Genomic DNA, 13,203 nt, shown 5'->3' with positions numbered 1-13,203 from the left:
TTCAAACACGCGCTGGCGGGCATCGGGGGCACTGCCGGGGCCATCATCTTCCACCCACAGGCTGGCGCGATTGCCGTTCAGGTGCAGGGAAATGCGCAGCTGGTGGTCGCTGTAGCGCAGGGCGTTATTGACCAGATTATCCACCGCGCGCTCCATCAGGCGCATATCCAGCGCACCGTAGTCACCACTCGTGCTGTTGACCTGAAGCGTGCGCTGCGGGTTGACGCTCTGCACGTCCTCCACATAGCTGTGTAGCCAGGCGGGAAGATCCTGGGTGCTGAGCTTTAACTCATTCTGCGGGCGGTCGAGACGGGCGTAGGTCAGCAGCTCCTCGATCAGCGCTTCGAGCTGGCTGATATCGCGGTTGAGCGCCTGCGACTCAGCAGGCGTCAGGTTTTCGCTCATCTCCAGCCGGTAGCGTAGCCGCACCAGCGGGGTGCGCAGCTCATGGGCGATACCGTCAATCAGCTGTTTCTTACTGGCAATCAGAGCGTTGATATTATCGGCCATCTGGTTAAAGGCCACGCCGAGACGCTCAAAGCTGGAGGCGCTGTCAAAATGAATCCGCTCTGTCAGATGCCCGTCCCCAAAGCGCTGGGCGGCGGCCTCGAGACGGAGAATGTCCTGCCAGTGGGGGCGCATCCAGATAAACACCGGGAAGGCCAGCGAGATGGCGATAAAGGCCAACAGGGCGATATCCAGCAGGCGCATCTGATGCAGGAAATAGAGATAAGGTACCGGGCCCACCGCCAGCACATAGTTACTGCGCGGGATGCGCTGGATAAAGGTGTACTGTTCGTCAAGCGCCACAATGTCGCCGCCGCGAAGACGCTGCATCGTGGACGGATCCAGGACGTATTTCTTCAGCGGCTCGATGCGCAACTCAAACGACAGGTTCAGGTCCAGCTCTTTTAACGTGCGCGCCCAGTCGTGGGGTGGGATCTCCCGCAGTTCGCTGCGCATCAGATAGAGGGAACTCTTCATCAAATCATCCAGCGACTGGCGGCCCGCGCGCTCGGCAGTGAATTTATAGACCAGCCCGACCAGCATGGTCATCACCAGGAAGCAGACAAACAGCAGCAGGTAAAACTGCACAAACAGCTTTTTCATGACGGTACCCGGCTAAAGATTCAGATGTCCCAGGCGTGCGGGGCGAAGAGGTAGCCTTTGTTACGCACGGTTTTAATGCGAAAGGGTTCGGTCGCGCTGTCCAGCAGCTTCTTGCGCAGGCGCGATATTGCCACATCCACGCTGCGATCCATCCCGTCATAGCTGACGCCGCGCAGGTTTTTCAGCAGCGCATCGCGGTCCATGATCTGCCCGGCGTGCGTTGCCAGCTCCCACAGCAGGTCGAAATCGGCGGTCGAGAGCGCCACCTGCTCCCCGGAGAGCAGGACCTGGCGATTCACCGGGTCGATAGACAAGGTGCCAAAGCGCAGCGCTTTATGCGGGGTTAATGTCGGGACCGGGTTGTCGCCGGTGGCCGCCACGTGCTGGCGCAGATGCAGGCGCAGGCGCGCCAGCAGGACCGCAGGTGGGGTGGTCTTCAGGATATAATCGTTGGCGCCCATCTCCAGTGACAGGATATGGTTCATGTCGCTGTCGAGGGAGGTCAGCAGCACAATTGGCCCATTCCAGTGGGCGCGCAGATCCCGGCATAACGTCATACCGTCTTTGCCGGGCAGCATGATATCCAGCAGCACCAGGTCGGGTTTCTCCCGCGCCACCACGTCTTCCGCGCGGTCACCGCGCGGTTCGACGATGACATCCATATCATGTTTACCCAGATACGCAGCAATCAGCTGGCCGACTTCGGGTTCATCTTCAACATATACGATCTTGTTCATACGCCGTCTGATCTGCGAAAAAGGCCAACATACACCGCGCAACCTTAACGTTCCATTAATCATTCGCAAATTGTTGCGGTTCCGTTATGCTGCCGAACATTGTGGGTGTTTTTGAAAGGGAAAAGGAATGGGGTTGTTGATAAAAGCGGCAATCGGCGCGCTGGTGGTGGTATTGATCGGCGTTCTCGCCAAAACCAAAAATTACTATATTGCCGGACTCATTCCGCTGTTCCCGACCTTCGCGCTGATCGCCCACTATATTGTCGCCTCAGAGCGCGGAATCGAGGCGCTGCGCACCACCATCGTGTTCGGCATGTGGTCAATTATTCCGTACTTTCTCTATCTGCTTTCGCTGTGGTACTTCACCGGATTTATGCGTCTGCCCCTGGCGCTGGGCGGGGCGGTGGTGTGCTGGAGCCTCAGCGCCTGGGTGTTAATTTTCTGCTGGAGCCGTTTTCACTAACGCAACGGCCGTCCGCCGTCGACGCCAAACGACCGTCCGGTGACATAGCAGCTGCTGAAAATATAGTCGATCAAATCAATCACCTCTTTTTCGCCAGGCGCGATTTTCATCAGCGATTTATTCAACGCCTGCTGGCGATAGTCGGCATCGTCATGCTCGTTGAACAGAATTAACGACGGGGCGATGGCATTCACCTTGACCTCCGGTGCCAGCTTGCGGGCAAACGAGCGGGTCATATTATCCAGCGCCGCTTTGCTGGCGGCATAGGCAATATGCTTGTCGCTGCCGCGCTCAACAACATAGTCGGTGAAATGGATAATGTCGCCGGCCGCATGCCCGTGGCCGCACAGCAACTCCGCCAGGGCGTGGTTGAGTAAGTAGGGGGCATGAACGTGGATCTGCAGCATGCCGGCCAGCGTGTCGCTGAGCGGGGTGTCCGGTTTTTCGGGCATCCACGCGCTGGCATTATGAATAATGGCGCGCAGGCCCGGGGTTTCGTTTTTAACCTGCCCGGCAAACGCCAGGATCCCGTCGTCAGTCGAGAAATCGGCCTGAATACAGACTGCGCCCGCGTCACGCAGAGTAGTAATTGCCGGGTATTCCGTGCGATAGCTGACGATCACGGGCTGATGAAGATTCAGAAAGTGATGCGCGAGGGCGAGGCCGATTCGACGGCCTCCGCCGGTAATCAGAATTGGCAGCGGTTGTTTGTGTCCCATCGTGTACTCCTTATCCGTTCGCGACGGGACAGCGTGCTTATCCCATCAACATCCACGTTGCCGGTAATGCGGCAACCAGTAACAAACCAATCAGCGCCATTTCACGGCGCTTCAGCGCATGCTGCAGCTGGTGGGTGCGGCGGGCGTACATAAACACCAGCAACCCCGGAGCATAAAGCACGACCGAGAGCAGCAGATGCAGCGGCCCGGAAGCATACAGCAGCCATAATCCGTAAATACACGCTCCCATTCCTACCACAGTGTGCATCGGGCGGGTGGCAATTTTTAACAAATAAGCGCCCACCAGGAAATAGGGTACCAGAATCATCTCAGAGGCGATGGTTAACAAGGTGTTATAGTCTGAACCTGTGAGCCAGATCAGCACCAGACAAATCTGCACACTGATGTTGGTTAACCACAGGGACGCTGACGGCGCGTTGTTCTTGTTCTGCCGGGCAAACAGTCGCGGGAACGCTTTATGAGTTGCGGCGAGGAACGGCACTTCCGCCGCCATAATCGTCCAGCTCAGGTAGGCCCCGCAGACGGAGACGATCAGCCCGGCGGCGATCACCACCTCACCCCAGGACCCCATCATTTTGACCATCAGGCCCGCCATCGAGGGGTTACGCATCTCGGCAAGCTCAGGACGCGCCACCACGCCCAGCGACAGCAGAGTGACCAGCAGATAGACGCCCAGCGCCGCCAGTACCGCCAGCAGCGTGGCGCGGCCCACGTCGTGTTTATTACGTGCGCGGGCCGACACCACCACAGCGCCTTCAACCCCGATAAACACCCACAGGGTGATCAGCATCGTGTTTTTGACCTGCTCCCAGACTGGGACGCCCAGCGCCACGCCGGAGAAATCCAGGCTAAACACATCAAGACGAAAGGCGATAAATGCCAGCACGATAAACAGCCCCAGCGGCACCAGCTTCGCCAGCGTGGCGACCAGGTTGATCCCCGCAGCGGTCTGTACCCCGCGCAGCACCAGGGCGTGAACAAACCATAGCAAAAAGGACGATCCGACGATCGATTGCCAGGTGTTGCCATCGCCAAACAGGCGCAGTTCCGGCGTATCGGTAAAGAAACTCAGGGCAGAGAAGACAATCACCAGATAAGAGACGTTGGCAATGACCGCGCACAGCCAGTAACCCCATGCGGAACAGAAGCCAATCAGTTCACCAAAGCCTTCGCGAGCGTAGGTGAAAATCCCGCCGTCGAGGTCAGGGCGAATACGTGTCAGCAGCAGCATGGCGAAGGCCAGCAGCAGGATCCCCACGCCGGTAATCGCCCAGCCAATCAGCAGCGCTGAGGGGCTGGCAATGGCGGCCATATTCTGCGGCAGACTGAATACCCCCGCACCGAGCATCGAGCTTAAAACCAGCGCAGTTAAAGCGCTCAGGCCAAGTTTCTTTTCCATTGGCTTCCTGTTAAGAAAGAATCAGATCCAGCATAATTATTTCGCCGAAGCGCATAAAAATGGTGAATAACACTAAGGCGCGGGATTTTACGGAGTGTGATGAAGGCATGCAATGAGGAAGGGCTGAATTAGCGGGAAAAATCAAAAAAAAGGGCGGCATTGCGCCGCCCTTGTGAAACAGTTTACTTATTTGTACAGATCGGCACTGATGGTCATGTTATTGCCACGTTCCTGCCACTGGCGGGTGATGTGGTAATACTTGGCCCCTTTCTTCGCTGCACGCTTCGCCACCTGGTGGGAGACTTCGGTCATGTTGGCGTAGTTGCCGGTAAACTTGATGCTGTCGAACGGCACCATCTGTGCTGCCGTGGCGTTATTCAGCTCTTCAATTTTGGTGCCATCGGCCAGCGTTACACTGTAACGACCGCCTTTGGTGGTTTGGGTTTCGAAGAAGCGGCCCACGCCAGCAGCGGAGGCGCCTGGCGCCGCGCTGGTGGCTACGCCTGGAATTTCAACTTTCTTCGCTTCTTCGCCGCCTTTGGCGATCGCCGCCCGGCCCGCATCGGAGTCGGCAGGGATCACATCCGGGCTCTGCACCACGCGTTTTTTGGCGTCTGCTTTATACAGGTACGCGGTAATACGCTGGTTGCCGCCCTGGTTGGCATCGATCTGACGAACGATGTAGAAGGAGTCCGCATCTTTGGCCTTCGCGGCTTTAGTGATAGCGTCGTTCACTTCCGGCTGGCTGCGGTAAAAACCCTGAATGGTGACGGTGTCGTACGGCTCAAGCAGAACGGCCTGGTCTTTTGGCAGCTCCATCACGCCATTAATGACGCGGTTTTTCTGCACGTCGGCTTTCTCGGCATTGTCTTTATACAGTGCCACGATCACACGCTGGTTGCCGCTGTTGCCATAATCAGCTGAGTCGACAACGTAAAATGAGGCAGCACCTTCTTTATCGGCGCGTTTTGATGCGGCATCTACCGCGTCGCCAATGGCGTTAAAACGGCCAACGATGGCGACACGATCGTAGGGTTTCAACGCTGACGCTTGCTCCGGCGTTAACTCTGTCGCTGCACTGGCGGACAGGGCGGTCGCAGCAAGGAGTGCGGACGCCAGGAGAGTGTTCTTAAGCTTCATAAAAATAATCCTTCGCCTTACGCAAACCAGGTACTGGTGGAGTTGTTAGTTTTAAAACGTGGCCGATTATGGCATTTAACACCCGCTGCTGTCTGCGGCATTTTTTGCTGCATATGCGGAGTAAGCATCCAATTTGTATAACATTTAGTGATATGTTGAAAAAACACGCGTTTGACCAGAAAAACTAATAAAGCATATGACTTTCACAAGTTAATTTAATGTTAATAAGTTGTTCTGCGCTGGCGCTATATCGTGTTTTTGCCGCTTCGTCTAAGCTAAATATCGGCCCTGGCGGCGAAATAAAGGGAAATATGCCTGTCAGAGACGCCGATCGCTTATTTTTGACAGATAAATGCAGAAATAGTGTTTTCTTGCGGTGGATCACAAGCGTCATTTTCAGTAGGTTATAGAAAGTTTGTTACTGTTTTATTTTCTGCGGATATGCGTTAGTCACGGGTTAACACTTCTGACCGTTGTCGTATAACCGTAATGAATGTTCGACAAACCATCATCAAAAACCGATGGAAGGGATTACTATGCGTATTGGGGTACCAAGAGAACGGTTTGCCAATGAAACCCGCGTAGCGGCAACACCGAAAACGGTGGAGCAACTGCTGAAACTGGGTTTTACCGTCGCGGTTGAAAGCGGCGCAGGCAAGCTGGCAAGCTTCGATGACGAGGCGTTTATTCAGGCAGGTGCTGAGATTGTTGACGGCACTGAAGTCTGGCAGTCAGCCATTATTCTGAAGGTGAACGCACCGGAAGAGAGCGAAATTTCATTGCTGAATCCGGGCACCACGCTGGTGAGCTTTATCTGGCCGGCGCAAAACCCGGCGCTGATGGAGAAGCTGGCGGCGCGTGGCGTCACCGTGATGGCAATGGATTCCGTGCCGCGTATTTCGCGCGCGCAGTCGCTGGATGCCCTGAGCTCGATGGCCAACATCGCAGGCTACCGTGCCATCGTTGAAGCCGCCCACGAGTTTGGCCGCTTCTTTACCGGGCAGATCACCGCTGCGGGCAAAGTGCCACCGGCCAAGGTGATGGTCATCGGCGCTGGCGTTGCCGGTCTTGCGGCCATCGGGGCGGCAAACAGCCTGGGCGCTATCGTCCGTGCCTTTGACACCCGTCCGGAAGTAAAAGAACAGGTGCAGAGTATGGGCGCCGAGTTCCTGGAACTGGACTTTAAAGAAGAGGCCGGTAGCGGCGACGGCTACGCGAAAGTGATGTCCGAGGCGTTTATTAAAGCCGAGATGGCGCTGTTCGCCGCCCAGGCGAAAGAGGTGGACATTATTGTCACCACGGCGCTGATCCCAGGTAAACCGGCACCGAAGCTGATTACCCGTGAAATGGTCGATTCAATGAAGGCCGGCAGCGTGATCGTCGACCTGGCCTCGCAAAACGGCGGCAACTGCGAATACACCGTTCCGGGCGTGGTCACCACCACGGCCAATGGCGTAAAAGTGATCGGTTATACCGACCTTCCAGGCCGCCTGCCTACCCAGTCGTCCCAGCTCTACGGCACCAACCTCGTCAACCTGCTGAAGCTGCTCTGCAAAGAGAAAGACGGCAACGTTAACGTTGATTTTGACGACGTGGTCGTGCGCGGCGTAACGGTTGTGCGTGACGGTGAAATCACCTGGCCTGCGCCGCCGATTCAGGTTTCTGCGCAGCCGCAGGCGGCCGCTAAAGCGGCACCGATCGCCAAAGAGCCGGCAAAACCGGCGTCGCCGTGGCGCAAATTTGCGTTTATGGCCCTCGCTATCATTCTGTTCGGCTGGCTGGCTGACGTCGCACCGAAAGAGTTCCTCGGTCACTTCACCGTGTTCGCGCTCTCCTGCGTGGTGGGTTACTACGTGGTGTGGAACGTCTCCCATGCGCTGCACACCCCGCTGATGTCGGTCACCAACGCCATCTCCGGGATCATCGTGGTCGGGGCGTTGCTGCAGATTGGTCACGGCGGCTGGGTCAGCTTCCTCAGCTTTATCGCGGTACTTATTGCCAGTATCAATATCTTCGGTGGCTTCACCGTGACTCAGCGTATGCTGAAAATGTTTCGTAAGGGATAAGGGGTAACTTATGTCTGGAGGATTAGTTACAGCTGCATACATTGTTGCCGCGATCCTGTTTATTTTCAGCCTGGCGGGCCTTTCAAAGCACGAAACGTCGCAGCAGGGTAACAACTTTGGTATCGCCGGGATGGCGATTGCGCTGATGGCCACGATTTTCGGGCCGGATACCGGCAACGTTGCGTGGATCCTGGTGGCGATGATCATCGGCGGCGCGATTGGTATTCGCCTGGCGAAACGTGTCGAGATGACCGAAATGCCGGAGCTGGTGGCGATCCTGCACAGCTTTGTCGGCCTGGCGGCGGTACTGGTTGGCTTTAACAGCTACCTGTATCACGAAGCGGGGATGGAGCCGATTCTGGTCAATATCCATCTGACGGAAGTGTTCCTCGGCATCTTTATCGGTGCGGTGACCTTCACTGGTTCAATCGTTGCCTTCGGTAAGCTGCGCGGGAAGATCTCCTCTAAGCCGCTGATGCTGCCGAACCGTCATAAGCTGAACCTGGCGGCGCTGGTGGTCTCGTTTGTGCTGATGGTGGTGTTTGTTCGTACTGAGAGTGTCGGCATGCAGGTGCTGGTGCTGCTGGTGATGACCCTTATCGCGCTGGCCTTCGGCTGGCACCTGGTGGCGTCGATCGGCGGGGCAGACATGCCAGTGGTGGTGTCGATGCTGAACTCCTACTCCGGTTGGGCAGCGGCGGCGGCGGGCTTTATGCTGAGCAACGACCTGCTGATTGTGACCGGTGCGCTGGTCGGTTCGTCAGGTGCGATCCTTTCCTACATCATGTGTAAAGCGATGAACCGTTCGTTCTTCAGCGTGATCGCCGGTGGTTTTGGTACCGATGGACAGACTTCCAACGGTGATGACGAGGTGGGTGAGCATCGCGAGATCAACGCCGAAGACACCGCAGATATGCTGAAAAACTCGCACACGGTCATCATCACCCCGGGCTACGGCATGGCGGTGGCGCAGGCTCAGTATCCGGTGGCCGAAATCACCGAGCGACTGCGTGCGCGCGGCATTAAGGTTCGCTTTGGTATTCACCCGGTTGCCGGACGTCTGCCAGGCCACATGAACGTACTGCTGGCGGAAGCTAAAGTACCGTACGACATCGTGCTGGAAATGGACGAAATCAATGACGACTTCACCGATACCGATACGGTGCTGGTGATTGGCGCTAACGACACCGTCAATCCGGCAGCGCAGGACGATCCAAACAGCCCAATCGCCGGTATGCCGGTTCTGGAAGTATGGAAGGCGCAGAACGTTATCGTCTTTAAACGCTCGATGAACACCGGTTACGCAGGTGTACAAAACCCGCTGTTCTTCAAAGAGAATACCCATATGCTGTTTGGCGATGCCAAAGCCAGCGTGGATGCGATTCTGAAAGCGCTGTAAGGTGCGTTAGCGCCAACCGGCATAAAAAAACCGCCGTTTCCGGCGGTTTTTTTTCATCCTGAGGATTAATCGTCGTCGTCATCGTCCAGCTCAATCGGGGTCTGATACTGATCCGGTTTGATAACCAGCAGGTCACAGCGCAGATGGTCGATCACCTGTTCCGCGGTATTCCCGAGGAATGCCGCCGAAAGCCCGGTACGGCCTATCGTCCCCAGCACCACAATCCCGGCCTGCAGATGCTCGGCTAAATCCGGGATCACCTCTTCAGGCAGGCCTTTCTCAACGTGGGTCAGCTTCTCATCAATAGAAAATTTCTGCCGCAGCGCTTTCATGGCAATTAAATGCTGGCCGCGGATCGCGTCGTTATAGACGCTGGGGTCAAATTCTGGCAGTTCGATAGCAATATTAATCGGGGTAATCGGGTAGGCACCTACCAGGTGGACTTCGGTATGGTTGACCTGATCGGCAAGATGAATCGTCTCTTTGACCAGTTTTTCGTTCAGAGCGTTGTGGTAGTTCTCTTCGCTGGCGAGGTTAACCGCCACCACCGCTTTACCGCCTTCAGGCCACGGCTGGTCTTTCACCATCCACACCGGGCACGGACATTTGCGCAGCAAATGCCAGTCGGTTGGAGTAAAGATCACCGCTTCCAGCTTGTCGTGCTGGTGGGCCATCTTCAGCAGCAGATCGTGTTCACCGCTCACCACTTCCTGGATGATGGCTTCAAAAGGCCGGTTATGCCACACCACTTTGATATCAATGGGCACGCCTGCATCGAGATAGAATTTTGCCTGCTCGCGGATCCACGCGGTACGCTGGGTGATCACGCCCTGACGCATCGAGGTGCGTTCGTCTGGCGACAGAAGGGTCGTCATTTCGTAAGAGAAATCATAGATCGGCAAAAACGCCTTAATCTTGCCGCCAATCCGTTGGTGTAAATAGACAGCTCGTCGTAACGCCGGTTGATCGTCCTGATTAGGATCGATGGCCACCAGCATGTTTTGATACTTTGCCATACAGGTCTCCTTACTACTGTCACCACAGTCTGTAATTAAAAGAGTAACCTATATATCTTGAATGAAACAGGGGGGATGTTTTGCCAGATCAATAAATGCGAAAATTTACTGACCTGACAAACAAGAAAACCGAGGTGTTTAAGCGACGTTGCGGGAGTGTCCGGCCAACACGGCCAGTGCTTCACCGTTTTCGATGGTGATGTATTTCCCTTTTACCGCCAGCATACCGCTTTTCTGGAAACGACCCAGCAGACGGCTGATGGTTTCAACGGTCAGACCGAGATAGTTACCGATATCGCCACGGGTCATGGTCAGACGGAACTCACGCGGGGAGAAACCCCGCTCAGCAAAGCGACGTGACAGGTTATAAATAAACGCGGCCAGACGTTCTTCTGCGTTCTTTTTAGACAGCAGCAGGATCATGTCCTGATCGCCTTTAATCTCGCCGCTCATCAGGCGCATCATCTGCTGACGCAGGTTCGGCATTTTGCCTGACAGGTCATCAAGGGTTTCAAACGGGATTTCGCAAACCATTGAGGTTTCCAGCGCCTGAGCAAAGCTCGGGTGGTGGCCGGTGCCGATCGCGTCAAAGCCCACCAGATCGCCCGCCAGATGGAAGCCAGTGATCTGCTCATCACCTTGCTCGGTGATGGTGTAACTTTTGATGGTGCCAGAACGGATAGCGTACAACGATTTCAGTTCGTCACCCGCTTTAAACAGCGTCTGTCCTTTCTGAATCGGCTTCTTGCGCTCGATGATATTATCGAGCTGATCAAGTTCATGCTCATTCAGGGTAAACGGAATACAGAGCTGGCTAATGCTGCAATCCTGGCAATGGATAGCACAACCGCCAGACTGAATGCGTCGAATAATTCGCTTTTCCGGGATCATAGGTTTGCTCAAGCCTTAATTGATATTGGTCAATTTTAACATCTTTTTTGACCCTGCGTAAGCCTGGTAAACCATCAATAAGGACAAGAAGCGCGAAAGCGCCAGCATCTTCTTGAAATTCCACAAATTGACTGCGGACTTTGCCGCTAACTTAAGGAAAGGTAAGCACTAAAAGCCTGGAGCTACAGCAGCAGATAGCCTTCGTGGCGCAGAAGCCACTCTTTGCGCTGGACCCCGCCCGCGTAGCCGGTCATGGTGCCGTTGCGACCAATAACGCGGTGGCATGGCACCACAATGCTGACCGGGTTAGATCCGTTAGCAGCACCGACGGCACGCGCTGCGCCAGGACGGCCGAGCTGTTCGGCCAGTTGACCGTAATGCATCACCTGGCCGCAGGGAATGGTGCGTAACGCCTGCCACACTTCGCGCTGGAAAGGGGTGCCAGCGGTGGCCGTCGGAAGGGCGTCTATAATGCTGAGCTCGCCCTCGAACCAGGCGGTGAGCGTGTCGCTCAATCCACCCGGATTGCTGGCACCGATGCGCTCGTAGCCCTCGGCGCGATAGTGGATGTTCAACAATTCCACCATCCGACCGCTGTACTCTTCCCACTCAACCGCCCGCAGATTGAACTGCTCATCGGCAATCACCCACAGGGGGCCGAGAGGGGTAGCAATTTTGTCTTCGAGCAGTCGCAGCATAAGGTGATCCTTAGTTCAGGCGCGGGTAGATCCCAGGTCCAATGGGCAGACCGACAAGATACCATGCCATCAACATCAGCAGCCATACTCCTAAAAAGATAAGGGGATACGGCAACACCAGCGAATAGTAGGTACCCAGTTTGGCCTCCGGTTTGTAGCGCTGCAGGAAGCCGAGGAACAGCGGAACAAAAGGCGACACCGGCGCCAGCGGGATCACCGCCGAGTCGGTGACGCGGAACAACACCTGGGCAAAGGCCGGATGGTAACCGAGCAGCATAAACATCGGCACGAAAATAGGCGCAAGAATCGACCAGATAGCCGACCCGCTGGCGATAAACATGCACAGCAGCGAGGAGAGCAGAGCCAGCCCCAGGAAGGCGGGCACGCCGCTAAGCCCGGCGCTTTCCAGGATGTCGGTTAGCCCTACCGACATAAATTTGCCCATGTTGCTCCAGTTAAACATGGCGACAAACTGGGCCAGCGGAAACACCATTACGATAAAGCCCGCCATCTCCTTCATCGGCTCAATCATCAGCTGCGGCAGATCCCCCTGACGGCGAATTTTGCCGGTGGCAATGCCAAAGGCGAGCGAGACGATAAAGAAGAACAGGATGATCAGCGGCACGATGCCTTTGATAAACGGCGAGGGCAAGACGGTATGCAGCACCGGATCGCGCAGGATGCCGTTTTCCGGCACCACCAGCAGCGCGATGGCGGCGATAAACAGCAGCGACACCACCCCGGCAACGCGCAGTCCCCGACGCTGTTCAGGGCTGAGAGAATCCAGTTTCTCGTCGCTGGAACCCTGCCACTGACCCAGACGCGGTTCGACAATCTTATCGGTAATCAGTCCGCCGACAATCGTCAGCACAATCACCGAGCTGGCCATAAAGTACCAGTTGTCGATCACGCTGACGTGCATGGCGGCATCAATGGTTTTTGCCGCTTCGGTGCTGATCCCGGAGAGCAGTACGTCGGTGGTGACGATCAGTAGGTTGGCGGTAAAGCCGCAGCCGACTCCTGCAATCGCCGCCAGCAGACCTGCCACCGGATGACGTCCGACGGCGATAAAAATCAACGCCCCCATCGGCGGCATGATCACCAGCGCGGCATCCGAGGAGATATGGCTGAAGAAGGCAATAAACAGCACCATGTAGCTCGCATAACGCGCGCTGACGTGAGACGCCATTTTCACCATCAGCGCAGGCAGCAAGCCGGATCGCTCGGCCAGACCGGCCCCGAGCACCAGCGCCAGGATCGCGCCCAGCGGGGCAAAGCCGCTGAAGTTTTTAATCACATTCGGTAAAAACCAGTGCAGACCTTCCACGCTGAGCAGGTTTTTAACCGCCACCATACTGCCGTCCGCCGGATTTCGAGCGCTGACGTCAAATGCCGACAGCACGGCGGTGGCAATCGCCAGAATCACAATCAAATAGACGAACAGCAGGAAAGGGTGCGGCACTTTGTTGCCGACTCTTTCAACCCAGCCGTACAGCTTGCCGGAGGGGGAGTGCGAAGGCAGGGACGACAGACTCATGGGCGTT

12 protein-coding genes are annotated in these 13,203 nt (G+C 56.1%); 3 read left to right on the top strand and 9 right to left on the bottom strand.

The annotated features are described in order from the left end of the window. Both rstB and rstA read right to left on the bottom strand, forming a co-directional pair. The coding region (gene rstB, locus ACRDD5_RS10610; RefSeq protein ID WP_438676738.1) for a two-component system sensor histidine kinase RstB at window positions 1-1,110 on the bottom strand (1,110 nt) is incomplete at its 3' end. Between the two features lie 20 nt (window positions 1,111-1,130). Continuing rightward, complete coding sequence (gene rstA / locus ACRDD5_RS10605; protein WP_271283727.1) at window positions 1,131-1,847, bottom strand: two-component system response regulator RstA; 717 nt, start codon at window positions 1,845-1,847, stop codon at window positions 1,131-1,133. A gap of 127 nt (window positions 1,848-1,974) precedes the next feature. Between rstA and ACRDD5_RS10600 the strand changes: the two genes are divergently transcribed. After that, a complete protein-coding gene (locus ACRDD5_RS10600; protein ID WP_271269889.1) occupies window positions 1,975-2,310 on the top strand; it encodes a GlpM family protein in 336 nt (111 codons plus the stop codon). On the opposite strand, the gene folM is transcribed toward ACRDD5_RS10600, so the two are convergent. The 3 genes from folM to ydgH form a co-directional block, all read right to left on the bottom strand. Next, entirely contained in the window at window positions 2,307-3,029 is a 723-nt protein-coding gene (gene folM, locus ACRDD5_RS10595; RefSeq protein ID WP_438676737.1) for a dihydromonapterin reductase, read from the bottom strand. The genes ACRDD5_RS10600 and folM overlap by 4 nt on opposite strands. 37 nt (window positions 3,030-3,066) lie before the next feature. Continuing rightward, on the bottom strand, window positions 3,067-4,449 hold the full coding sequence (locus ACRDD5_RS10590; RefSeq protein WP_438676736.1) for an amino acid permease: 1,383 nt from the start codon (window positions 4,447-4,449) through the stop codon (window positions 3,067-3,069). Between the two features lie 186 nt (window positions 4,450-4,635). Next, complete coding sequence (gene ydgH / locus ACRDD5_RS10585; RefSeq protein WP_271283723.1) at window positions 4,636-5,589, bottom strand: DUF1471 family protein YdgH; 954 nt, start codon at window positions 5,587-5,589, stop codon at window positions 4,636-4,638. Between the two features lie 536 nt (window positions 5,590-6,125). Between ydgH and pntA the strand changes: the two genes are divergently transcribed. Together pntA and pntB are read left to right on the top strand one after the other, a co-directional pair. Then, window positions 6,126-7,655, top strand: coding sequence for a Re/Si-specific NAD(P)(+) transhydrogenase subunit alpha (pntA, locus tag ACRDD5_RS10580; RefSeq protein WP_438676735.1), 1,530 nt, complete (start codon window positions 6,126-6,128; stop codon window positions 7,653-7,655). A gap of 10 nt (window positions 7,656-7,665) precedes the next feature. Continuing rightward, window positions 7,666-9,054 carry a Re/Si-specific NAD(P)(+) transhydrogenase subunit beta gene (pntB, locus tag ACRDD5_RS10575; protein ID WP_271283721.1) on the top strand — a complete coding sequence of 463 codons (1,389 nt, stop codon included), beginning with the start codon at window positions 7,666-7,668 and terminating at the stop codon, window positions 9,052-9,054. A gap of 65 nt (window positions 9,055-9,119) precedes the next feature. Here the strand turns inward: pntB and uspE are convergent, their stop codons facing one another. The 4 genes from uspE to abgT form a co-directional block, all read right to left on the bottom strand. Then, window positions 9,120-10,070 carry a universal stress protein UspE gene (gene uspE / locus ACRDD5_RS10570; RefSeq protein WP_438676734.1) on the bottom strand — a complete coding sequence of 317 codons (951 nt, stop codon included), beginning with the start codon at window positions 10,068-10,070 and terminating at the stop codon, window positions 9,120-9,122. 138 nt (window positions 10,071-10,208) lie between these two features. Beyond that, on the bottom strand, window positions 10,209-10,961 hold the full coding sequence (gene fnr, locus ACRDD5_RS10565; protein ID WP_014070017.1) for a fumarate/nitrate reduction transcriptional regulator Fnr: 753 nt from the start codon (window positions 10,959-10,961) through the stop codon (window positions 10,209-10,211). A gap of 182 nt (window positions 10,962-11,143) precedes the next feature. Beyond that, entirely contained in the window at window positions 11,144-11,659 is a 516-nt protein-coding gene (gene ogt / locus ACRDD5_RS10560; protein ID WP_271283719.1) for a methylated-DNA--[protein]-cysteine S-methyltransferase, read from the bottom strand. Window positions 11,660-11,669: 10 nt separating this feature from the next. After that, window positions 11,670-13,196, bottom strand: coding sequence for a p-aminobenzoyl-glutamate transporter (gene abgT, locus ACRDD5_RS10555; protein WP_438676733.1), 1,527 nt, complete (start codon window positions 13,194-13,196; stop codon window positions 11,670-11,672). Window positions 13,197-13,203: the final 7 nt, after the last annotated feature.

The sequence above is a fragment of the Silvania sp. genome (assembly GCF_051656365.1).
Taxonomy (GTDB): Bacteria; Pseudomonadota; Gammaproteobacteria; order Enterobacterales; family Enterobacteriaceae; genus Enterobacter; species Enterobacter hatchlandensis.
Note: the sequence above shows the minus strand (reverse complement) of the source record. Positions and strands in the feature narration are given on the sequence as shown.